23 protein-coding genes are annotated in these 20,862 nt (G+C 60.3%); 16 read left to right on the top strand and 7 right to left on the bottom strand.

Going from position 1 to position 20,862, the window contains the following annotated elements; genetic code table 11:
- Positions 1-163: 163 nt before the first annotated feature.
- The 4 genes from rocF to XH98_RS00610 all read left to right on the top strand — a co-directional run bounded on the left by rocF (position 164) and on the right by XH98_RS00610 (position 3,494).
- Positions 164-1,141 (top strand): arginase, encoded by a 978-nt coding sequence (rocF, locus tag XH98_RS00625; protein ID WP_271617467.1) that lies wholly within the window; start codon positions 164-166, stop codon positions 1,139-1,141.
- Positions 1,142-1,301: 160 nt separating this feature from the next.
- Positions 1,302-2,573 (top strand): sulfite dehydrogenase, encoded by a 1,272-nt coding sequence (gene soxC / locus XH98_RS00620; RefSeq protein ID WP_271617466.1) that lies wholly within the window; start codon positions 1,302-1,304, stop codon positions 2,571-2,573.
- On the top strand, positions 2,560-3,096 hold the full coding sequence (locus XH98_RS00615) for a c-type cytochrome (protein ID WP_271617465.1): 537 nt from the start codon (positions 2,560-2,562) through the stop codon (positions 3,094-3,096). Before soxC ends, XH98_RS00615 begins: the two co-directional genes overlap by 14 nt.
- A 113-nt stretch (positions 3,097-3,209) precedes the next feature.
- Positions 3,210-3,494, top strand: coding sequence for a hypothetical protein (locus XH98_RS00610; protein ID WP_057749656.1), 285 nt, complete (start codon positions 3,210-3,212; stop codon positions 3,492-3,494).
- Positions 3,495-3,598: 104 nt separating this feature from the next.
- Here XH98_RS00610 and XH98_RS00605 read toward each other — a convergent pair whose 3' ends face one another.
- The 3 genes from XH98_RS00605 to XH98_RS00595 form a co-directional block, all read right to left on the bottom strand.
- Positions 3,599-4,813: a mandelate racemase/muconate lactonizing enzyme family protein gene (locus tag XH98_RS00605; protein WP_271617464.1), complete on the bottom strand. Its 1,215-nt coding sequence runs from the start codon at positions 4,811-4,813 to the stop codon at positions 3,599-3,601.
- Between the two features lie 496 nt (positions 4,814-5,309).
- Complete coding sequence (locus XH98_RS00600; protein WP_271617728.1) at positions 5,310-6,557, bottom strand: NRAMP family divalent metal transporter; 1,248 nt, start codon at positions 6,555-6,557, stop codon at positions 5,310-5,312.
- Positions 6,558-6,773: 216 nt separating this feature from the next.
- Positions 6,774-7,505, bottom strand: a complete 732-nt coding sequence (locus XH98_RS00595) for a Crp/Fnr family transcriptional regulator (protein ID WP_271617463.1) — start codon at positions 7,503-7,505, stop codon at positions 6,774-6,776.
- A gap of 343 nt (positions 7,506-7,848) precedes the next feature.
- Between XH98_RS00595 and XH98_RS00590 the strand changes: the two genes are divergently transcribed.
- Positions 7,849-8,040, top strand: a complete 192-nt coding sequence (locus XH98_RS00590; protein WP_271617462.1) for a DUF3606 domain-containing protein — start codon at positions 7,849-7,851, stop codon at positions 8,038-8,040.
- On the opposite strand, the gene XH98_RS00585 is transcribed toward XH98_RS00590, so the two are convergent.
- The gene (locus tag XH98_RS00585) at positions 8,033-8,218 is read right to left on the bottom strand and encodes a hypothetical protein (protein WP_271617461.1); all 186 of its coding nucleotides are present in this window, start codon (positions 8,216-8,218) and stop codon (positions 8,033-8,035) included. The genes XH98_RS00590 and XH98_RS00585 overlap by 8 nt on opposite strands.
- A 161-nt stretch (positions 8,219-8,379) precedes the next feature.
- Positions 8,380-8,640: a hypothetical protein gene (locus XH98_RS00580; RefSeq protein WP_271617460.1), complete on the bottom strand. Its 261-nt coding sequence runs from the start codon at positions 8,638-8,640 to the stop codon at positions 8,380-8,382.
- Positions 8,641-8,813: 173 nt separating this feature from the next.
- Between XH98_RS00580 and XH98_RS00575 the strand changes: the two genes are divergently transcribed.
- The 4 genes from XH98_RS00575 to XH98_RS00560 all read left to right on the top strand — a co-directional run bounded on the left by XH98_RS00575 (position 8,814) and on the right by XH98_RS00560 (position 10,963).
- Entirely contained in the window at positions 8,814-9,029 is a 216-nt protein-coding gene (locus XH98_RS00575; RefSeq protein WP_057749644.1) for a hypothetical protein, read from the top strand.
- 768 nt (positions 9,030-9,797) lie between these two features.
- Positions 9,798-10,058 carry a hypothetical protein gene (locus tag XH98_RS00570; protein WP_271617459.1) on the top strand — a complete coding sequence of 87 codons (261 nt, stop codon included), beginning with the start codon at positions 9,798-9,800 and terminating at the stop codon, positions 10,056-10,058.
- A 292-nt stretch (positions 10,059-10,350) separates the two neighbouring features.
- Positions 10,351-10,599 carry a hypothetical protein gene (locus XH98_RS00565; RefSeq protein WP_271617458.1) on the top strand — a complete coding sequence of 83 codons (249 nt, stop codon included), beginning with the start codon at positions 10,351-10,353 and terminating at the stop codon, positions 10,597-10,599.
- A gap of 106 nt (positions 10,600-10,705) precedes the next feature.
- Positions 10,706-10,963, top strand: coding sequence for a hypothetical protein (locus tag XH98_RS00560; RefSeq protein WP_271617457.1), 258 nt, complete (start codon positions 10,706-10,708; stop codon positions 10,961-10,963).
- A gap of 46 nt (positions 10,964-11,009) precedes the next feature.
- Here the strand turns inward: XH98_RS00560 and XH98_RS00555 are convergent, their stop codons facing one another.
- Positions 11,010-11,210: a hypothetical protein gene (locus XH98_RS00555; protein ID WP_271617456.1), complete on the bottom strand. Its 201-nt coding sequence runs from the start codon at positions 11,208-11,210 to the stop codon at positions 11,010-11,012.
- Between the two features lie 468 nt (positions 11,211-11,678).
- Between XH98_RS00555 and XH98_RS00550 the strand changes: the two genes are divergently transcribed.
- The 7 genes from XH98_RS00550 (at position 11,679) to XH98_RS00520 (ending at position 19,682) form a co-directional block, all read left to right on the top strand.
- Entirely contained in the window at positions 11,679-11,870 is a 192-nt protein-coding gene (locus tag XH98_RS00550; RefSeq protein WP_057749627.1) for a hypothetical protein, read from the top strand.
- A 583-nt stretch (positions 11,871-12,453) separates the two neighbouring features.
- Positions 12,454-13,173: a DUF4261 domain-containing protein gene (locus tag XH98_RS00545; protein ID WP_271617455.1), complete on the top strand. Its 720-nt coding sequence runs from the start codon at positions 12,454-12,456 to the stop codon at positions 13,171-13,173.
- An 80-nt stretch (positions 13,174-13,253) separates the two neighbouring features.
- Complete coding sequence (locus tag XH98_RS00540; protein WP_271617454.1) at positions 13,254-13,892, top strand: imm11 family protein; 639 nt, start codon at positions 13,254-13,256, stop codon at positions 13,890-13,892.
- Between the two features lie 387 nt (positions 13,893-14,279).
- On the top strand, positions 14,280-15,923 hold the full coding sequence (locus XH98_RS00535; RefSeq protein ID WP_271617453.1) for an AHH domain-containing protein: 1,644 nt from the start codon (positions 14,280-14,282) through the stop codon (positions 15,921-15,923).
- A gap of 1,620 nt (positions 15,924-17,543) precedes the next feature.
- Positions 17,544-17,873, top strand: coding sequence for a hypothetical protein (locus XH98_RS00530; protein WP_271617452.1), 330 nt, complete (start codon positions 17,544-17,546; stop codon positions 17,871-17,873).
- A 6-nt stretch (positions 17,874-17,879) separates the two neighbouring features.
- Positions 17,880-18,572: a hypothetical protein gene (locus XH98_RS00525; RefSeq protein WP_271617451.1), complete on the top strand. Its 693-nt coding sequence runs from the start codon at positions 17,880-17,882 to the stop codon at positions 18,570-18,572.
- Between the two features lie 771 nt (positions 18,573-19,343).
- Complete coding sequence (locus tag XH98_RS00520) at positions 19,344-19,682, top strand: hypothetical protein (RefSeq protein WP_271617450.1); 339 nt, start codon at positions 19,344-19,346, stop codon at positions 19,680-19,682.
- A gap of 152 nt (positions 19,683-19,834) precedes the next feature.
- On the opposite strand, the gene XH98_RS00515 is transcribed toward XH98_RS00520, so the two are convergent.
- The gene (locus tag XH98_RS00515; protein WP_271617449.1) at positions 19,835-20,755 is read right to left on the bottom strand and encodes a hypothetical protein; all 921 of its coding nucleotides are present in this window, start codon (positions 20,753-20,755) and stop codon (positions 19,835-19,837) included.
- Between the last annotated feature and the right edge of the window lie 107 nt (positions 20,756-20,862).

Raw genomic sequence — 20,862 nt, 5'->3', positions numbered from 1 at the left:
CCCGAGGGCCTTTGGCTATCCGCGACAGGCGCCGTCTTGAACGGCGGGTACCGGCCTTGGTGGGAAAATGCCGCGCGCGGGAATTTGTTCCGGCTCCCCCGTGAAACGCCGGATGCGAATCTCTGTTAGGCTAGTGCAGCCTTGCTGACCTCAGGAGATTGCCGTGACCGATCGAACCATCACGGATCGAGCCCGGCGCATCGCGTTGCTGGGCGCGCCCATCGACATGGGCGCCTCGCAGCGCGGCACCTTGATGGGTCCCGCCGCGCTGCGGACCGCCGGCCTTGCGACCCTGCTCGAAAGCCTGGATTTCGAAGTCGTCGATTATGGCGATCTTTCGGTGGCCGAGATCAGGGATCTCGCCGACAGGCCGCCGGCAAACGCCAATCATTACCGCGAAATCCAGCGCTGGACGCGCGTGCTCAGCCGTCGCGGCTATGAAATCGCGCAAACCGGCGCATTGCCAATCTTCCTGGGAGGCGATCACACCTTGTCGATGGGATCGGTCAACGCCATGGCGCGCCATTGGCGGGAGCGCGGACGCGATCTGTTCGTGCTTTGGCTCGACGCGCATGCCGACTACAACACGCCCGAGACGACGATTACAGCCAACATGCACGGCATGTCGGCCGCGTTCCTGTGCGGCGAGGCAGGCCTCGATGGCCTCCTGGGCGATGATGCACGCGCCTCGATTGATCCTGGCAGGCTCGATCTGTTCGGCGCGCGTTCAATCGACAAGCTCGAAAAGGAGCTGATGCGCGCCCGCCGGATCAGGGTCGTCGACATGCGTCAGATCGACGAGTTCGGCGTTGCAGTGCTGATCCGGCGCGTGATCGAGCGCGTCAAGGCAAATAACGGCGTGCTGCATGTCAGCTTCGATGTCGATTTTCTCGATCCCTGCGTCGCGCCCGGCGTCGGCACCACGGTGCCGGGAGGCGCGACCTATCGCGAGGCGCATCTGATCATGGAGTTGCTGCATGATTCCGGGGTGGTGGGATCGGTCGACATCGTCGAGCTCAACCCGTTCCTGGACGAGCGCGGGCGCACCGCGCGCACCGCGGTCGAACTGATTGGCAGCCTGTTCGGCCAGCAGATCACCGATCGGCCGACGCCCAGCAACGCAATCGCGCCGGGCGAGTGACGCACGCACCGTTTGTGCGCTGCACGGAATGGAACTGCTGTCACGGCCGGTGAAACTAGACCAGTCTTGATCGAAATCGCCTGCTTTTGAAATGCGCGCCAATTGCAAACGCGCTTCGCGGCAGGTTTCATGCGGGCCGAGCTTCAGCCGAGGGCCCGCCATGAGCAACAAGATCCACACAAGCGACAAACCCATCGGGACCACACGCCGACGCTTCCTGCAAAGTGGCGGCGCCGCGGCGGGCGGCGTTGTCCTTGGAGCTGGTGCGTCGACGGCGGCGGAGACGGACAACCTTCCGCCCAACGTGCCCGATTGGATGAAGGCGCCCGGCGATCCCATGGGGAGCCAGCCCTATGGTGCGCCGTCGCCGTTCGAGAAGGGCGTGGTCAAGAACATCTCGAAGAACCTCAAACAGTACATCTCCGCGTCCGGCCGCACGCCGTTGCAGGATCTCGATGGCATCATCACGCCGAACGGGCTGTTCTACGAGCGCCACCACGGCGGTGTGCCGACCATCGATCCGGCGCAGCACCGCTTGATGCTTCACGGTCTCGTCGAGCGCCCTCTGATCTTCACGATGGACGATCTCAGGCGTTTCCCGTCGGAATCGCGCATTCATTTTCTCGAATGCTCCGGCAATCCCGGTTACACCAAGCCCTATGGCAGGACCGCGTCGGACCTCGTGGGTCTGCTAAGCTGTGCGGAATGGACGGGCGTGAGCCTGAAACCGGTGCTTCAGGAAGCTGGGCTGAAGCCGGAGGCCAAATGGATCATCGCCGAAGGCGCCGACGCCGCCGCGCTGACCCGCAGCATCCCCATCGAGAAATGCCTCGAGGATGCCTTGCTCGTCTATAGCCAGAACGGCGAGCGGCTGCGCCCGCAGCAGGGTTATCCGTTGCGGCTGCTCCTGCCTGGCTTCGAAGGCAACATGAATGTGAAATGGCTGCGGCGCCTGCACGTGACGGCGGAGCCCGCTTACTCGCGCGAAGAGACCTCGAAATATACCGATCTTCTGCCTGATGGCACGGCGCGTGAGTTCTCTTTCTACATGGAGGCGAAGTCGATCATCACCCGTCCCTCGGGTGGTCAGCGCCTCAACGCAACAGGTTTCCACGAGATCACCGGAATCGCCTGGAGCGGCCACGGCAAGATCCAGCGAGTCGAGGTGTCGGTCGATGACGGCAAGAGTTGGCAGGATGCGCGATTGCAGGAGCCGGTGCTGACGCGCGCGCTCACGCGCTTCCGCTTGCCCTGGCGATGGGACGGCAAGCCGGCGGTGATCCAGAGCCGTGCGGTCGACGAGACCGGCTATGTGCAGCCGACGCTCGCCGAGCTGCTCGGAGTACGCGGCGAGAACTATTTCTACCACAACAATGCAATCTGGCCCTGGCGCATCAGTGCCGACGGGGAGGTGACCAATGCGCTGGCGTGAGATCTGCGGCGTTGTTCTCGTATTCTTGATCTGGGCGAGCAGCGCGCAGGCGCAAAGCACCTATGGCATTGGGCGGCAGGCCACCGCAGCGGAGATTGCCGGCTGGAATATCGATGTCGGACGTGACGGCAGCAATCTGCCGGCAGGCCGCGGTTCGGTCAGCCAGGGACGTGGTGTATTCGCTCAACAATGCGCCTCGTGCCATGGCGAGAAGGGCGAGGGCGCTATTGGCGACCGACTCGTTGGCGGACAAGGCACAATCGGGACACCAAGGCCGATCCGGACGGTCGGGAGTTACTGGCCTTATGCGCCAACATTGTTCGACTATATTCGCCGCGCGATGCCGCAGAACGCGCCGCAATCGCTCAGCAATGAAGACGTGTACGCAGTGTCGGCCTACATCCTGAACTTGAACGGATTGGTGCGAGATGATGCCACGCTCGATGCCAAGTCGCTCGCAGCGATCAAAATGCCAAACCGCGACAAATTTGTCGGCGACGCGCGGCCCGACATCAAGCGTTGAGCAGAGTTGCCTGTGAGTTCCCCTCGCATTGGCTCGGAACTTGCTGATCCGAAACCGGAACTCGTCGGGCCCGCTTTGCGTTGATCCACGAGAGAAAAGGTGCAGTTTTTCCGATGGCAACAGCTCGCTTCGCAAATTCCATCTCAATAGCACTTCGGCACCCCGGCGTGATCGCGATGATCGTGGCCGCTGTGACGATTGCTGCGATGCTGATCGTTGACCACGGGCCGTGGAGTCGCGCCAAGACCCAGCCGGCTTATGTCGCGATGTATGCGACCACAGGCGAAGCCGCCCGCGCGGCGGGCGCCAAGGTGCTTCCGACCGAACCGAAATCGCCAGTCGAACCGGAACGGCCGGGGCCGAAGACATCCCCGACCGTCAATCCGGTGACACCTTAAAGCGAGATGCGATTAGGACGAATCGTCATCGCGCTTTAGCTCTTTGTTTGAGCATGATCTTTTCGGAAAACCGCTTCACACTTTTCCAGATCATGGTCTAGCCGTCAGCTCTTGCGGCCGTAACTGAGGAGCCCGCCTGTCGTCTTTGGCGGATGCGCGCGAAGCGCCTCCTCGTTGGGCTCGGTGCCCCAGCCGGGCCTATCAGGAATGATCAGATGGCCGTTCTGGATGTCCGGTTCATGCGTGAACAGTTCGCGATCCCAGGCGAGGCGGTCGATGTCGATCTCCATGATGCGCAGGTTCGGCACCGCCGCGCAGAAATGCGCGTTCATCATCGAGCAGAGGTGCCCGTAGAAATTATGCGGCGCGACGTTGACCTCGAAGGCTTCCGCCGCTGAGGCGATCTTCATCGACTGCCACACACCATTCCAGGGCGTGTCGATGATGGCGACGTCCATTGCCTGCTCGCGGAAATAGGGCAGGAATTCGCGCAGGCCGAGCAGCGTTTCGCAGGATGAGATCGGATGCGGGCTCTGCCGGCGGATGTAGCCGAGGGCCTCCGGATTAAAACTGTCGATCTCGATCCAGAACATGTCGAGATCGGCGATCTCGCGCAGGATCTTCAAATAGCCTTCGGTCTTGGCGTTGAAATTGCAGTCGAGCAAGATGTCGACATCAGGGCCCGCGCCGTCGCGGATTGCCTCGAGATGCATGCGCAGGTCGCGCAGGATCTTGCGGTCGACATTGATCTCGGGCGCAAAGGGCGAGCCGAAGCCGGGCCGCCAGCCCGTGGGTTTGCCGTCATCATAGGAAAAGATGTTGGTCTTTAGCGCGGTGAATTTCTTCTCACGCACCTCACGGCCCATGGCCTTGACGCCGTCGAGATTTTCGATCGGCGGCTTGTACCAGGAGGGATGATTGATCCGCCAAGTAGCGCAGTGGGACCAATAGACCCTGACGCGGTCGCGGATCTTGCCGCCGAGAAGCTCATAGCAGGGCACGCCCAGGCACTTGGCCTTGGCATCAAGCAACGCATTCTCGATCGCGCCTAGCGCCTGCGCCACAACGCCGCCGGCGGCAGGGCGGGTGGCGGCAAACAGCTCAGCATGGATACGCTCATGCTGGAAGACATTCTGGCCGATCACGCGCGCCGACAGGCGCTGGATCGCCGCACCGACGCCCGGCGAGCCAAAACCCTCGTCGAACTCGCTCCAGCCGACGACGCCGTCTTCCGTCGTCACCTTGACGAAGTGATAGTTTCTCCAGCCTGCATCACAGGCAAGGATCTCGAGACTTGTTGCTTTTGATGATTTTGCCATGTCGCTCCCTGTCGCCCGGCAAGGGCGTTATTGGTTTTGTGGTCCCGGTCGCAAGCTCGGGCCCAGCCACAATTGTTAGGCTAACGACTGAGTGCGGTGAAGCCCGCAAATGCTTGCCCAGCCATCGAAGTTTGGGCCTTCTGGCACGAGGCCCGTAGAATCCGGTGGGAATGATGTTTCTTGGGATGGTCCCGAAATGCGCCAAGCCCTGACTTTTTTGGCTGCAATCGGACCCGATCAAGGACGCATGCAGTTCCTAGCCATGATTTCGGTTCTGGCGCTCCTCACGATGAGTGGGGCCGCCATCTCCGATCGGTTGCTCACAGCCGATCAGCACGTCGCGCAAGGGGTGGAGTAGCGCGCACGAGCGAGGGCGCTTTGTCTTTCGGGAGACAACAATGCTTTCAGTCGACCAGTTCTTGCGGTTCATCAGTGTGCCGGCCGTGATTGCGGCCTTCATCATCGCCTCGCAGATATCGGCGGCGCTGTCGCCGGTCTAGCCTATCAGCGACGAGCCGAGCAGAGCGAGGACGGCCAGCGCCATCAGCGCGGTGCCGAGCCAGCCCAGTGCGACCAGCCAGCTTCTTGCCTTGAAGCGGCCCATGATCGCCCTGCTCGAGACGATCACCATCATCATCGCCATGATGGGGACCGCGACGATGCCGTTGAGCACGGCGCTCCACACCAGCATGTGGATCGAGTCGATCCCGGTAAAGCCGAGCCCGAAGCCGATGATGGTCGCGGCCGCGATGATGGTATAGAAGCCGACCGCCTTCTCCGGCCTTGCCTCCAGCGTCGCGCGCCAGCCGAAGATTTCCGCCACGCCATAAGCCGCCGAGCCAGCCAGCACCGGAATTGCCAGCAGGCCCGTGCCGATGATGCCGAGCGCGAACAGCGCGAAGGTGAAGTCGCCGGCGAGCGGCCGCAGCGCTTCGGCCGCTTGCGTCGCCGAGTTGATGTTGGTGACGCCGTTGGCGTTCAGCACCGAGGCCGTGGTCAGGATGATGAAAAAGGCGATGCCGTTCGACAGCAGCATGCCGAGCGTCGTATCGACCCTGATGCGCGTGAGCTCGGGATCGGCGCCGCGTCGCGTCTCCTCACGGAGCGGTCGGTCGCGCGTGCCGAGGTTCATTTCCTCGACCTCCTGGGAGGCCTGCCAGAAAAACAGATAGGGGCTGATGGTGGTGCCGAGCACGGCGACCACCATCATGAAATAATCGGCGCTGACGTTCGCCTTCGGCCATACCGCCGACAGCAGTGCGGTGCTCCACGGAATCTCCACCGTGAAGGCGGTCGCGACATAGGCGAACAGCGTCAATGTCAGGAATTTCAGCACCGGCGAGTAGCGGCGATAGGGCAGGAAGACCTGGAGCAGAGTCGAGCCGGCCGCGAAGATCAACGCATGTTCGTGATTGAGCCCGCCGATGACCAGCGAGAGCGCCTCCGCCATCGCGGCGATGTCGGCGGCGATGTTGAAGGTGTTTGCGGCAACGAGCAGGCCCACAAGCGCCATCACGATCCAGCGCGGAGCGAGCTCTTTTACATTCGCCGCGAGCCCCTTCCCGGTGACCCGACCGATCTGCGCGCTGACCAGCTGAATGGCGATCATGAACGGCGTGGTCAGGAATACCGTCCAGAGCAGACCGTAACCGAACTGCGCTCCGGCCTGGGAATAGGTGGCGATGCCCGACGGATCGTCGTCGGCCGCTCCCGTGATCAGGCCCGGCCCGAGCCGTTGCAGCAGCGTCGGCGCCGCCTTTGTCGGAGCGGCGGCGGCGCTGGACGCTTGAAGTTTGGATCGGTTTGACAGGGCTCACCTTCCGGAAATTGCGAATTCAAGGTTTAAGCGCGATCATGGCCGGAAAGTTCCATGGCCCGGTTTTGGCGGGTCTACCTCCACTTCAAGAACAGGGCATGACGCCCGCTTACGGCGGTCCGCGACTATCTCCGGAGCATGCTTCTAGGACGACGGCGACATCTGCAGATAGCGGCCGTCGAACTGGGCGAGCTCCTGCAGCTTGTGCTCGTTGAGGATCCGCACCGTGCCGCGCTGAAGCTCCAGCACGCCGTCGATCCGTAGTTCGCGCAGGATGCGGTTGGTATGCACGCTCGTCACGCCCATGGCTTCGCCGAACTGCTCCTGCGTCAGCGGGATTTCGAAGGTATTGTCGATCACGCGGCCGATCAGGCGCAGCCGTTCGCGCAACTCCACGATCAGATGGGCAAGCCGGTTGTGAGTCGAGCGCTGGCCGACATTGACGATCCATTCCCGCGACACCGCGGCATCCACCAGCGTGTCGCGCCAGAACATGTCGCCGACACCGGATCGCTGGCCGATGAGGTCGTTCAGCGCCTTGTGGGCGATGAAGGCCAGCGTGCAATCGGACAGCGCGATCAGGTCGTGGTCGACGGTTGGGAAGTGGAGGTTCTGCAGGTTCGGCAGGTCGCCGGGAATGTGGATCGAGAGGATCTGGCGCCTGCCGTCCATGATCGTCTTGGAGCGGACGCAGAAGCCGTCGGCGATCAGGCAGCATTCGCTCGGCTGTTCGCCGTCGCGCAGAACGGTCTGGTTTTCGCGAAAGGTGCGGAGCGTGAACGGCAGCGCAGCGAGTGCTTCCAAATCCCTGTCGTCCGCGCCGGTCGTCGTTTTCAGGCGCTGAAACAGCGGCGCCCAGATCATGTCGCTTGTCACGGCACTCGATTCCCCCACGCGACTGAGCGCGTGACGGCCAAAAAGCATAGACTCCGGCGTGCTGTTGACAACAAAGGTTAAATCATGCCGCTCCCGCCTCTCAACATTGTGGACGATGCGTTAGCGAAAGAGGCAAACCCAACAAATGTTAAGTGGGGCGAGCCCGACCGCACCCGCGACTAACATTTATCAAGTCGGCCGCTGGTTTCGTTGGCGGCGGGCTGCAGCGGCCCGACGTCTGAGCTGATTTTCCGAATCAAATCGGCCGTACGAATTTTCACCAGCTCTGCTTCGGAACGGGGCGGGCGTGGCGACGTTCTTCTTTTCCGAGGAGGACGTTGCAATGGACCGCCTGACGAAGCGCGAGCAGCCGGATCGCAGCAAGATCAACATGCACGAGGCTTGGGAGGTCAAGTACTGGAGCCATGCGCTCGGCGTCTCCAGGGAGGAGCTGCAACAGGCCGTCGACAAGGTGGGGAATTCAGCGGCCGCCGTCCGCAAGGAGCTCGCGGTGCGACCGGCGATCCCTACTTGATGCTGACGAACATGCCCCAGGCGGCGGAGAGCGCCGCGCCGGTGAAGAGGACTCCGGGGCTGTCGCAGAACAGGCCGCCATAGCTGCACACATCGGCCCCGAACGAGCCGAGCTCGTGATGGCCCGCCGAATAGAACAGTCCCGACAGCCCAAGCAATAAGCCAGCAATGTAGTACATGGCTCCCTCACGCGAGAACGGACATGTGCCAACATGGCGCGAAGAGATTTCGTCTCGCCGAATCCGCAGGGGGGCATTCGATTAAAGATTGATTCGTTCCAGTGAGACCAGGTCGCCGTTAGAAGAGGCGGCGCTATGAGACTCCCACTTGCGGCTCTCAGCTAATAAGGGTTGAGCACGCTCTCGAGAAATTGCTGCTTTTCGCCGGGCGCGTAACCCTGGCAAGCGCCGTAATATGGTTCTGGCCTGTCGCAAGGGTTGGCGGACCGATAATATTGTCGCGGCGCATAGGCAAAGCCTGACCGGTACATGTGATGATGGGGACGAACCGCCGCGTGCCGGTGGTGCCCGTGATGCACGCTTGCCGCGTTCGCGACGCCGCACAGGCTCAGCAGGACGCTCAAGGCCAAAATCGGACGCATCGCTGTCTTCCTCCGAAGAGTTCGCTCTTTGCTCAATCATTACCATGACGCGGCGTTCCAAAGACTCGTTTTTCGTCTTCCGACGTCGCGGCAAAGCGTCGGGGAAATTTGGCAATAAGAAAGGGAACGGTGAAATCCGGATCGGGGTTGATCTTGCACTGAGGAGCACTTCGATGGACAGAACCTCGATCTATGATGAGTTGAGCCGTGTTGAGCGCGACGTGGTGGCAGGAGAGCGACAGCTTGCAGAACAGGAGCGGCTGGTGCTCGACTTGAAAAAGGAAGGCGAGAATACTTCGGCTGCTGAAAGGGAGCTGGAACGGCTGCGTGAAGCACAGCGCCTGCGCGATCAAGACCGCCAAAGGCTCCTCTCACTGCTGCAGCCCTGAGGCATTCCCCTACGCTCGCCCTAAAGCTGCTTGCGGCTGAGCACATCACCAGGCAATCGGCTAGACGTGGGAGAAGAGGGCGAACACAAGTTCGCGAGCTTTCAAACTCCCCGCCTCTGTGGGGTGCCAAAAAAGGCCCCAGCTCACGTAGTGGGGGCGATGGAGCTGGGGCCGACTTGGGGTCACCCTTTGGGGAAGGGTATCGGGAAAACTTGGTAGTAGCGATATCGTTCCTAAGCGGCTTTCCAAATGATGAGACCCCGGCTTTTACAGAAGCCGGGGCCAACCACCCTCCCGGGGGTTCGCGTCGTTTGTTCCTCATCCAGTGCCGGGAAAACGCGGCATCTCAAACTCAGTTCCGATGTCGAAGCTAAATTGCCAGTATCCGGATGAGTCCGGCGCCGGTCCGATCTTGAGCTCTACCATCAGGCTTGGTATCGTTTGCGGTGGAGGCCGGCGAAAATATTGCAGTCGTCCTCCGTTGGTAAACTTAAGCCCTTTGCGGCCCCGCCTTCGGGTGCCTCTAATAGCGTTGGGTGCGGCAACGTTCCCTCCGTTCTTCCCTTAGACTCCGAAGGCGGGTGCTTTTTGCCTGCCGACCCATGTCCGCCGCAGCGCCAACAAGCTACCCGCCTTCCACCGAGCGCGCGGGATGATCTCATCCCCGGATGGGGGACGGTCGCCGAATTGAACCCGCATCGCTTCCGGCGATACCAAGACAGGCAGAGATGTTGCCTTGGTGGCTGTTAGCTTTGGCCGGATGTTGGCATGAACCCCGCTCTTGATCTGCTCTATCGTCTTGCTGCGTTCGGGCTCGGCATCTACTGCGTCCGCAAGGCCTGGTACGGCTATGTCGAGCGCAAGATCCTGTTCGTCAGCGACGATTGGTGGGATTGGTCGAGATGGTCGCGGCAGGAGTTTTGCCGCGACACCATGCCGATCCGCTATTGGATGCAGATGGTCGGCACGGCCGGCGGCGCGCTGCTGTGCCTGGTCGGTGCGATCGTCGGCTGGCAGCCGGGCAGCTGAAGACAGCACATTGCCGCGAGGTTCTTTTAGTTTGAGCATGATCTTTTCGGAAAACCGCTTCACACTTTTCCGGATCATGCTCTTACGACGAAACCGTCCTGAAACAATCCTGAAACCAGATCGTCCTGAACTCCATCGCTGATAGGCCCGACCAACGGAGCGATAAGGAGACATCTGATGATCCAGATCGGTTCGAAGGAAGAAGTCGCGTTGCTGCTGGCCCTGTTCGGGACCCATACCCAGCCCGTCAGCAAGCCCAAGCCGAAATCGCGGCAAGGCTGAAGGCGAACCCATGCCGGGTCTGGCCGATTGCCTGAGCTTTCTGCGTTTGCTGATCGCGCGGGGAGATCCGAAAGGCATCCCTCTGGCGACCGATGCCATCGACGATTACCTCGCCATGGCTCCGGTCAGCGCACGCCGCCGCGGCCTGCGCGTGCTCCAGCAGGACGCGCTCAAGCTTCATGTCACCTCGGTTGGCGTGCAGCGCTCGTTCGCCGAGACGGTTGACGCCTATATCGAGCGGAAGCTGGCCGAGGAATGAGGCAAGCCCGACCTTTCAGGTCTCTTCCAAACGCTGGCATCCCTCTTGCTATGAGACGTCTTAATCCGGCCCGGCCCATCGGGCCGTTCCAGATTGAGGCGATCACATGCAGTCAACGTCCCGTTTTGAAGCGACCGCGTCCCTGCAGCTCCATGCTCTGATCTCCGACCTGCACTGGCGTATCCAGATGCTGGACGGCGATATTGCCGAGGAGGAGCGCAATGCCGGCAATGCCGATCCGCGCAGCCCCACTTATTCGATGCTGGCGCTGAATATGCGGGAGCGCCGCGACAATTTACGGACCTCGGTCGCCTTGCTGGAAGCGCGGATCGAGCGGACGGCGCAGCTGTCGCGCGCGGCATAGACAGAAGCCGCCGTCTTCGCCGGCCAGATAAGCGGGATATGCCCGCTCATGTCGGCGCCCTCAGGCCGGGCGAATGCAGCCAGGCCTCGATCTGAATGGCCGTCTCGTCCTGCCGCGCGCGGCGCAGCAGCATCTCGCGGCGACGTCCCGGCGCGAGCGCGCGCGCCTGCTCGCGCAATTGCGCGGCTTCCTCTTGAAGCCTCTGGTGAAGTGTCTTGGTCTGTTTGAAACGACGCCGCTTCAACATGGCGATGCTCCCATGTTCGAGAAGGCGGGAGCGCGATCAGGCGTTCTCATCACCGATATCTGCCGGGGGGCCTCGCGGTGATGGTTAACTGTACGATCCGTCTTGCAAGGAGTCCTCATCATTTGATAGGTCGGCCAGGAAATCTGCGCGCTATTTTCAAGCGCTGTTTGCAGCCTTTGAGCCACTTACTCATTTTGTGCGACGGCTGAATCCAAAGTTCACTTTTGAACAAACGCACCACATAGAGAGCTGGGAGGAGGGACGTCGTTTCGTTTGCTTCGGCCAGCGCGCGGGGCGATCGTGCGTTTGACTCGTCGGGCAAAACACTGGCACAATGGCATCATCGACATCTGAAGTTCAGCCCGCGCGAAGCCATTCGCCGCGGGTTTTTTGCTGCCGATCGACGCACCCTTCAGTCTCGGGAGGAACGGACTGCGCCGGCGGAATTTGTATGGTCCGGAGGAGACCATGTTGACAGACGCTGACATCGCCATGCTCTGCGACATCGGCCAGTCCATCGCCTTCAGCGATGACCGGCACGAACAGCTATTCCGGCTGATCGCCGACGGCTATGTGCAGAAGGATGGCGACACCTACGAGCTCACGCCCAGGGGTGAAGCGGCCGTGATCGATCGCGGCGCGGGACTGAACAAGGCGTAATGCCGGGTGGTCGCGGGGCGATCGGAAGCGCGTTCGCCGCCGGCTGACCCGCCGCTGGTCCGAGCCTGCCGTGAAAGTGCGACGGCCGGCCACATGGCGCACAAGTTGGCTCGGGGCGGAAGTTAGGAACCTTCGGTTCCCGGCCGGACTTGGTTCGTGCCGGCATACCGCCGATTGGCCGGCTGGAATGGCGGCTCTGGCGCACCAAGCCCCCCGTCATGCGCCGGAGCCGTTTTCGGTTTAGCCTAAATTGGCTTGACCCGTCGGGCAAAACACCGGCATAGTGGCATCATCGGAAGAGTTGGTTCAGCCCGCGCGGAAAACATCCGCTGCGGGCTTTTCGATGCCGCCGTCCTGATCGGAGTGCACGCATGAGCTCGTCTGGCGCCCCTGCCTTGTCAGGCCCCTTCAGGGTATGCCGCCGCGAATTAGCCGCAGGCGAGAAATTTTATTGACTTTGTTCCCGTTATGTTCCAAAACAACCTCAGGTCGAAATGTCGATGACCCATAGTTGCGTTCAATCCTGACTGAGGCGGTGATGAGTAAATCGTTTCTTGCGCTTGTCTTGCTGGAGACACCAGTAATGCCCGACATGATCGCGCTTGCCGAGGCGGTTCACAGACGGCACCAGAAATTGGCAACGAAGATGGATGTCGGCCAGGGGTCTGCCGGTGGGGCGGTTCTCCGCTGTGGTGATCAACTGATTGCGGTTATGTCGATGCCGGCGTCGATTCCGCAGGATCCAGGCTTGTGGTCGCGCGCGACTACGACCTGGCCCGATGCCGGCACCGTTGCAGCGCAACACCGCGGTCATTTGATCGTCTCGGTGATCGGACGAAACCAGCCATTATTATCCAAGGCTCGTCTGATGACAGCGGTTATCGGCGGGTTGATAGCGACCGTGCCGGAATGCCGCGCTGTTGTGTGGGACACCAAGGTCGCGCGTCCAGCCAGTCTTTGGCTACACCGGTCCAGGCAGTCCTTCGCGCCGTTTCCCGACTATCCCTTCCCGCTCTGGGTCGATGTCCTGCCTTTCCGCTCGCAAAAAGGCATCGGCGCGGTCACGATGGGGCTGACCGCTTTTGTCGACCGCGAGATCCAGTTCGAGACCTCCAGGCTGACGCTCGATGCGCTGCTCGAAAAGGTGGAAGGCCTCGTCGTCTATCTCATTGAGCACGGACGCGTGCTTAAAGATGGCGATACCTTTGGCGGCGATGCGAAAGAGCGCATTGACGTTCGTTACAAGAATTCCGATCAGTTCAATGGCATGCCGGTGTTTCTCTGTACTGACGGCTCGCCGTAGTGGAGCGTAACGAAGCAGATAGGCATTGCTCAGCAGAGTCGCTCATGAAAAGCTGAGGATAGACATCCCCAGAGAGTGCAATGATGACTGCATCCCCCGCTGAACAGCGTCCACGGAGGTCCCGGGCAGTCGCACGCCGGAGAAAGTTTTACCGAGTCGACGATTTTCGATCGGTCGGCGACTCATTCAGCTTCGAACTGGAGAATGCGAAGGAGCTCCCGTCCGGTTTAGAGCGCATCTCTGACTTGGCAGAAACCCCACGCATCGTTTTCGATAGGTCCGCCGTACGTCGTCCGCGGGATCTTGCACCTCTTTGGTATGCATGGCTGATCTCCGATCGGACAAAAGCGGTGTTCGAGTCTGTCGATCCGAACGGGTTTGTGTTTGCGCCATGCACGGTGCGAGTCCCGAAGGGGACCTGGGATCGGCCGCCATATTGGCTCTGTCAAGTCGTTCGTGTTCTCGACGCACTGGATGAGTGCCGGTCACGTTTGAACATTGGTGTCTGCGACGATCCACATATGCGGAACTTCGGTCAAAAGTATTATGGTTTTGGGGGGCGAACCGAGCTTGTCTTTCGGGAAGACTTGATCGGCGATGCTCATATCTTTCGTATGGCCTATTACGATTCCTGGGCAATATGCGACGAGGAGCTGAGGAACGCCTGCAAGTCGGCGGGCTTGAAGATATACTTTACTGATGTTCTGAATTACCGGTGAGACAAAGCGATCTCGAGCGCTGCCTCACAGCAGTCGCTGGCGCGGCAATGCGCAGATGCGGCATCTCCGATGCGTCACCCTATCTCTAGCTCATCATAGTTATATCTCTTCGCCTCTGTCAGTTGCCGTCGCATCTCGCCCCGACGATGGCATTTGCCCGTCCTCATCGGTTCTTTGAACCGAAACGCGAGACTGCGTGATCAAGCTTCTCGGCGACCGCCACTGAAATCATCAGTTTGCCCGGATGGACGCGCGTACGCCGAGAACCCGCGGCGCCCGATCCATAAGCGCGCTGTTGCGCGCCGCACTTTCTCGCCGCCTGGCGAAGTCAGTCAAACAGCCAACGACATTCAACACGCGCGAAGTCTGTGCCCATTTGGGGACGCCATGGCAATTCTGTGGGAACATCATATCATACCGAAGAAATTCAAATGTCACCCGGCATTTCGAGGATTGGATGAGCAGGTGCTTGGCGTGGAGGCTCCGAGCAACCTGATTTATCTGCCGGCAGACTATGGGTTGGCCAGAAAGATGGGCGTGTCGCCGCACCCAGGCGGGCATGATTTCCGTTACTACGAAGCGGTCGGTGATATTCTTGATGGGATCAAGGAAATTGAGGATCCAAATCTTCGCGCCGAGAAGATACGCCACTTGATGGATGCAATGCGCGTCGGTCTCGTTAACGGCGATCTTTACACCAACGCGCCGCTTGGAGGGACGGGTGAAGAAGTGGCTCGAGGAGTTAAGGCGGTCATCGCAGGCTATGCTCGGTACCGGGAAGAAAATCTGAATCAAGTAGACGCGCTAGGAAAATTTGAGCAGAGAAGTGCGGAGGCGGGAAACCACCATCTCGGGAAATGGTCCGCAATCCTCGGGAATGTTGCGAGAGAAAAGCTGCTGAGCGAAGCGATCCGGGACAACCCGCGACTTAACCTCACATCGGAGAACAAAGATCTGGCCGGTACACCGTGGCAACAGAAGTTCGTGGCTGCTGATGATAGTTTTGGCGTTCCAGGGTCACAGGCCATCAATCCGAACCACGTTCCGCAGTTGCCGGGCTTCATTCCATCTCCGCTTCCAGAGTTGGCTCCGGAAGGCTTCACTCGGATTGACCCGCGTTTGACGGACGGATTGTCTGGCTTTCCTGCGGCTAGTCCGGATTGGCAACGGTTCGGACAGCTGCCTCCGAGCACCGCCGCGCCATCAGATCCACTCGTCCTCAAATTCGATCCGATGACCGGGGCACCACTTCCATATGATGAGAATCCGCTGATGCGCGACCCCGACAGCAAGTCATCTGTCGCGCAGGATGCGCTTCCTTGGTTGTTCGGGGGAGCGGCGCTCGGCGTGGCAGCGCCATTCGTTCTATCCACGTTGCCGGCGTGGGTATGGGGATTGGGTGCTCTGGGCGCAGCAGGTGCTTCAGCGGGCGCATCTGCCAATGCAAAACCAAGCAATAATTCCAGCGGCGGGGTTTCTTCCACCGGTGCGCCTCCGTACAATCCGTTCAGCACAGACGCCGCATCGCACGTCAACGGCAAGGGTGGAGGGGTACTCGGAAGTCAATCGAGTGCGCCGTCGCTCACGAACAACACTGCCGATCAAGAAGTCGCGCGCCCCGGTGCGTTCAATGATCGCTTTGGTAGTTGGCCGGGGATTCCGGCCGTCGCTGCATCGTCGCAGCCGTCGGGCGATCCGCAGGCTCCAGCCGCTGGCGTCGCTGGAGCCGCTGCGTCCGACGAGCTCCGGCGCCTCACCCGCGTAAACGCCTCGAATGCTGGCAGTGCGTTCGAGTCTCGCAGTGCGCCGGTGCCCTATCTGCCTTCTCCTGAATTCGATGATCGATTTGGGAATTGGCAGCTTGAAGGAAAGCGGCCACAGCAGGTAAGCAGCCCTGTCAACACGTTCGCTGACGAGCCGAGCTATGCTATTCCACCGCCGATCTGGGGATTGGATACTCCGGCCAACCTGCGGAATGATTCAGAAGAATGGTTCTCTCGCTGGATACAGCCGCTTCTTCGCCAGGACTGAAAGGTTTCTGCGGATTTTTCTAACTCCGTTTCGATGGCGTTTGACACGTCGGGCAAAACACTGGCATGATGGCATCATCGAAAGAGCTCGGTTGATGCCCGCGCGGAATAATCCGTGGCGGTTTTTCGATGCCGCGGCTCGGCTCGCGAAATTCGATCGCCGCGAATGCAGCGGACGCCGATCCGGTTGCACTGAAGGTTTGACACGTCGGGCAAAACACCGGCATAATTGTATCATCGAAACGAGTTTGTCAGGCCCGCGCGGGGAGCATCCGCTGCGGGCTTTTTCGTTTCGATCCCAGGACTCGGACGGCGTCCCGCGCATCGCGGCCTCGCCCTCGTTGAAACGCGTTCATGGAGCGCCGATCGGCGCGCCGCCGTCCGAACTATTTTATTGGCCGAGCACGCGCGAACGTGCCGGCCCGCGGCGCGAGCCTTTTGCTTGCGCCGCCGCGGTCTCCGGAAGACGGGGATAAGGTTCGCGCCGAAACGATCGCGCGTAGTGCCGCGATCTGCCGCACTGTTTGTTTCTGTTGGAGGAACGAGGACGGTCTATCTGATATCGCTCGCGCTTGCGGGCCTGGTTGCGATTGTCGTGTGGGAGATTGATCCGCCGGATCGAACGCATCACGGTGCATCCGGAGTGTGCCGGCATAGCGAGAGCGGCGCCGACGCATTAGTCAGTCGTCAGAAATCCAAACTTTAAATCCGCAACACTGATCATTTGACATGTCGGGCAAAACACCGGCAGAACGACATCATTGGCGAGTTTGGTTTGTCCGCGTTGGAAGCATCCGCCGCGGTTTGTTTGGGGCCGATCACCGTCGCAGACATGAATGATATCCCTCATGAAAATCTGCACAATCGCGACCTTGAATCGTCGGAATCATGCCCGACTCAAGGGAGGCGTCTGACTTTCAGAAGGGGCGTTCGATGAGCGCAATGGAATACATCGGTCCTTGCGACTGCAGCCGACTGCGCTGCCTCGGTGATCTGACGGACGCGGAACGTCCGTTGGCGCAGCCGCTGATTGCTGCCAGGCCCGCGGCGGCGGCAGCTAGCGCACGACCGATATGGCACGGTGATCGAGGCCTGATGGATGTGCCAAGCGCTGGTTGGAGCGAAGGCAAAGGCACGATCCAGCCATGTGGCGTCGGCGCCTCTCACACTCGATCCGCGGAGACGAGTCATGGATGCTGATCAATTCCTAGACGCGGTCGTGACGACCAACAACGTCTCCACTGTCGCTTCCATCCTATGCGTGTTTCCAACATACTTTTTTCGTCTTCAGCCCACGACTTATAGACTCGTCCTGTCCTTGGGTATCGTCTTCGGTCTCTCGACATTCGCGCTTGCGATGACACCGATCTTTTGGCCGCCTGTGAATCTTTACTTTCGAGAGGCCATACTTCTCCGGGTTGTCGTCTTTTCACCGCTCGTCTTTGTCCTCATAGCGATACTTGCGGGCATCAGGCGCGTAACCCGTGTTGGCTTATGGAGCACGGTGGTTCTGGCTTGTGTCATCGTCGATTGGGCCGGACTCACCGCAATTTGGTGGGCTCTTAGCTCGTAGAGTTGGCTCGGTCGACTTAAAACATCATACCTGATCAAGGAGCTACCCATGGCCGGCAGGCTTCCGTCCTATACCAAAGACAATCTGATGTTGATCAGTAATATGGCGTCTCAGATCGCTGCTGCGGCGGCGAGGTACGGAGTGCCAGCCGAAGCGATCGCTGGCGCTCTAGCTCAAGAGCAATTTGACCAGAAGAACTCATGGATCAATCACGGGAAGATGGCGCTGTCTGCGGCCGACGCAGGTGCCTTCCTTACGGCGATGCTCGTTGGAGGGATGGTCAGGAACCCATTCAATCCCAGCCAGGGTGCCTCGGACAATATCCTGAACCGCTATCATGCCGATCCAAACGCGATGACGAACGGGCAGGATTTTTGAAAGAAAATGAACAACCCTCTGCTTGTCGACTATGGTCCTGCTGGAATGAAATTCCAGAATGCCATTCGGGCAATTCTCGGCAATCCGGACGATCCTGCCTTCGCGCCCTACGTGAAGGATCTATATTCGGCCGGGGTCGCTTTGCAGAAGGGCAGCGACAAAGCGCTCATGGCATCAACCATCGGCGCATATTTGCGTGAGGGCGCTCGAAATTATCAATCCAACATGAGCGTCAAGGGCGATCTGGCGACAGGAATCGAGGCTTGGAAACGTTTAGATCCATCGACCCGTAATGCACTGCTTGTTCAGTTCTACAAGCAGGGCCCGACACCGAAGCTCGCGCTGAAAAACGCGATGACCGCCACGCAAAACGGCGCCCCCTATGTTCCCCGCGTGGGGGTTGATGGCGCCGGTGCAACATATCTCGCAAACGAACCCGCAATTGTTCAAGCGTTGGCTGATGAGCCGGCCAGCTCTCCGATCGGTGGAATGCGACGAACGACCAAGAGAGACCTGCTGCCGACCCACAGGCTGCCAGAAGTTCCGCGGGTAGGATTGTCAGTCCTGCGGCTTATGCTGACACGCAAGGACCGGCCGACTCTAACGCCGGTTCGCCCACGTACATTCCGGAGTACCTGCGGTATCTGCAGAACGCGGATCGCGTGCCCCGAACCCGCCCCGAAGACGTGCGGATTCTGAGAAGGATGCCAGCCGCGGAGTCGGATCGCTCCGTTTTCAATTCGAGCGAGAGCGTGCCGGTGCCCTTTATTCCTCCTGACGCGTCGTTCCCACTCTCGCCGCGAAGCCACTTCGAGAGACGATATGGATCCTCGCCCACGCCTTCCGGGGGCGTTCTCGGTGGTTTCAATCAAGCTCCGCTGGGACAGCCCGGTACACCAAACAACGAAGACTGGTCTGCGATGTGGCGCAGACGAACCGGTCTGCCCTAGTCATCTGACTCATTCCCGTTTTGCCTCACGACTTGGATCCGCCGGTCTTCAGAATTGAACGTCCCGTCCAGCTTCCGCGAATTCAGTTCGATGTCGTTTGACACGTCGGGCAAAACACCGGCATAGTGACATCATCGAAACGAGTTTGTGAGGCCCGCGCGGGAGCATTCGCTGCGGGCTTTTTCGTTTGGATCCCAGGACTCGGACGGCGTCCGGCGCATCGCGGCCTCGCCCTCGTTGAAACGCGTTCATGGAGCGCCGATCAGCGCGCCGCCGTCCGAACCATTTTTATTGGCCGAGCACGCGCGAACGTGCCGGCCCGCGGCGCGAGCCTTTGCTTGCGCCGCCGCGGTCTCCGCGACACGGGGATAAGGTTCGCGCCGAAACGATCGCGCCTCGTGCCGCGATCTGCCGCACTGTTTGTTTCTTCTGTTGTTTCTCCTGGAGGAACGATGACGGTCTATCTGATATCGCTCGCGCTTGCGGGCCTGGTTGCAATTGTCGTGTGGGAGGCGCTTGCATGAGCGACGATCTTGAATACGAGCCCGGGATCGCGGAGGTCTACCGGCCTGTCGCGAAGCGGCCGTCGAAAGCGCGGACGCTGACCGAGATCCGGTCGGTCGCGCGCAGCCACACCAGGACGGCGATCAACGTGCTGGTCGGCATCATGCGCAGCAACGAGGCGACGCCGGCGGCCCGCGTCTCGGCCGCCAACGCGATCCTCGATCGCGGCTGGGGCAAGGCGGCACAGCCGATCGAGAACAGCGAAGACGGCGTGCTGGAATTGATCCACCGGATCGAGCGCGTCATCGTGCATCCGGAACGTGCCGGCGCAGGTGAGGGCGGCGCCGATGTCTAACTTGTCAGAAATCCGAAATCCGCGCGATTGATCGTTTGACACGTCGGGCAAAACACTGGCAGAATGGCATCATCGAAATATGTAACTCAGCCCGCGCCGGACAGTCGGTCGCGGGTTTTTCATGTCGATGAGCTTTCGGATACTTCGATCGGCTAGTTCTCTGTCTGCTTGCTGGTCTTGCGCTGCCCGGCATAGGCCCGCTGTACCTGCTCGCTGCAATAGGACAGCTTTCGGCCATCGCCGGTGAAGTGGCCGTTGTTGATGATCCACAGGATGACGGTCTTGTCGTCGATCTTCTTGAACATCAGGTTCTCGCGATCGGGCGTCGAAGCCCTGTCTTGTACGTTGATGGCGCCCGGACCTGGAGTCCGCTGCAACGTGCAGGTCGCGCCGATCCTGACGGTGTCGGGAAGCTGAACCCGCGTGTTGTCGATCTTGCAGATGTTCGAGGCTGTCATGATCGACTTCCCGGAGAACGCAACGATGGTGTCGTTGAAGTTCGTGCAGCGATCCTCGAAGTCGGCGCCTGGGACGGCGTAGACGCCATCGCGCGGATGGGCCTCTTTCAGGGCTTGCTCCTGGTCGGCCTTCTGCTTTGCCTCCACCTTGGCCCTCAGCGTGGCCTCGGCGAGCGCGCGCTGCGTCTTCAGAGGGCAGTAGGCCGCACGCCAGGGAGGATCCTTGAGCTTCCCGTTCAGGCTCTTCTGAACCGAGATCGCCGCCGCATCGAGCCGCTTGATGAACATGACCTCGTTGAATTTTCTGCTGTCCCAGTTGGGATCGCGAGGGTTGACGTTCTGCGCCAGATTGTAATCGTCACAGACCATCTCAACCTTCAGCGAGCCCGAGCCAAGTTCGGTGATCTTCTTGACGTCGCAGCGCCATTCGTACCCGCTGACTGATTTTTCTCCAAGATCGATCGTAAGGCCGCCGCTTTCGTCGCAGTTCGACTGGAAATTCTTGCCAGGCTCGGCATAGACACCGGCCTTGGGACGCCATTTGTCGAATGCCGGTGTAGGCCCATCCTGTGCGAAGGCGGCAGACGTGAATGCGGCCAGCGTTAGTGCCAGCATCGCATGGTCCACTCCTCTGAGAACCGACGACTTCGTCAGGCAAAATCTCCAGTGCCTCGCTGGATCGAACGTTCGCATCTGAACACCCCTGCGGGTGGGATAGTTAA

Source organism: Bradyrhizobium sp. CCBAU 51745 (assembly GCF_028128715.1).
Taxonomy (GTDB): Bacteria; Pseudomonadota; Alphaproteobacteria; order Rhizobiales; family Xanthobacteraceae; genus Bradyrhizobium; species Bradyrhizobium manausense.
This window is presented reverse-complemented; position numbering and strand designations above follow the sequence as displayed.

Excerpts from the sequence above, each read along its gene's own strand:
- soxC (WP_271617466.1), top strand. The coding sequence starts at position 1,302 with ATGAGCAACAAGATCCACACAAGCGACAAACCCATCGGGACCACACGC.
- XH98_RS00615 (WP_271617465.1), top strand. The coding sequence starts at position 2,560 with ATGCGCTGGCGTGAGATCTGCGGCGTTGTTCTCGTATTCTTGATCTGG.
- XH98_RS00610 (WP_057749656.1), top strand. The coding sequence starts at position 3,210 with ATGGCAACAGCTCGCTTCGCAAATTCCATCTCAATAGCACTTCGGCAC.
- XH98_RS00605 (WP_271617464.1), bottom strand. The coding sequence starts at position 4,813 with ATGGCAAAATCATCAAAAGCAACAAGTCTCGAGATCCTTGCCTGTGAT.
- XH98_RS00590 (WP_271617462.1), top strand. The coding sequence starts at position 7,849 with ATGGACCGCCTGACGAAGCGCGAGCAGCCGGATCGCAGCAAGATCAAC.
- XH98_RS00585 (WP_271617461.1), bottom strand. The coding sequence starts at position 8,218 with ATGTACTACATTGCTGGCTTATTGCTTGGGCTGTCGGGACTGTTCTAT.
- XH98_RS00580 (WP_271617460.1), bottom strand. The coding sequence starts at position 8,640 with ATGCGTCCGATTTTGGCCTTGAGCGTCCTGCTGAGCCTGTGCGGCGTC.
- XH98_RS00575 (WP_057749644.1), top strand. The coding sequence starts at position 8,814 with ATGGACAGAACCTCGATCTATGATGAGTTGAGCCGTGTTGAGCGCGAC.
- XH98_RS00570 (WP_271617459.1), top strand. The coding sequence starts at position 9,798 with ATGAACCCCGCTCTTGATCTGCTCTATCGTCTTGCTGCGTTCGGGCTC.
- XH98_RS00565 (WP_271617458.1), top strand. The coding sequence starts at position 10,351 with ATGCCGGGTCTGGCCGATTGCCTGAGCTTTCTGCGTTTGCTGATCGCG.
- XH98_RS00560 (WP_271617457.1), top strand. The coding sequence starts at position 10,706 with ATGCAGTCAACGTCCCGTTTTGAAGCGACCGCGTCCCTGCAGCTCCAT.
- XH98_RS00555 (WP_271617456.1), bottom strand. The coding sequence starts at position 11,210 with ATGTTGAAGCGGCGTCGTTTCAAACAGACCAAGACACTTCACCAGAGG.
- XH98_RS00550 (WP_057749627.1), top strand. The coding sequence starts at position 11,679 with ATGTTGACAGACGCTGACATCGCCATGCTCTGCGACATCGGCCAGTCC.
- XH98_RS00545 (WP_271617455.1), top strand. The coding sequence starts at position 12,454 with ATGCCCGACATGATCGCGCTTGCCGAGGCGGTTCACAGACGGCACCAG.
- XH98_RS00540 (WP_271617454.1), top strand. The coding sequence starts at position 13,254 with ATGATGACTGCATCCCCCGCTGAACAGCGTCCACGGAGGTCCCGGGCA.
- XH98_RS00535 (WP_271617453.1), top strand. The coding sequence starts at position 14,280 with ATGGCAATTCTGTGGGAACATCATATCATACCGAAGAAATTCAAATGT.
- XH98_RS00530 (WP_271617452.1), top strand. The coding sequence starts at position 17,544 with ATGGCCGGCAGGCTTCCGTCCTATACCAAAGACAATCTGATGTTGATC.
- XH98_RS00525 (WP_271617451.1), top strand. The coding sequence starts at position 17,880 with ATGAACAACCCTCTGCTTGTCGACTATGGTCCTGCTGGAATGAAATTC.
- XH98_RS00520 (WP_271617450.1), top strand. The coding sequence starts at position 19,344 with ATGAGCGACGATCTTGAATACGAGCCCGGGATCGCGGAGGTCTACCGG.
- XH98_RS00515 (WP_271617449.1), bottom strand. The coding sequence starts at position 20,755 with ATGCTGGCACTAACGCTGGCCGCATTCACGTCTGCCGCCTTCGCACAG.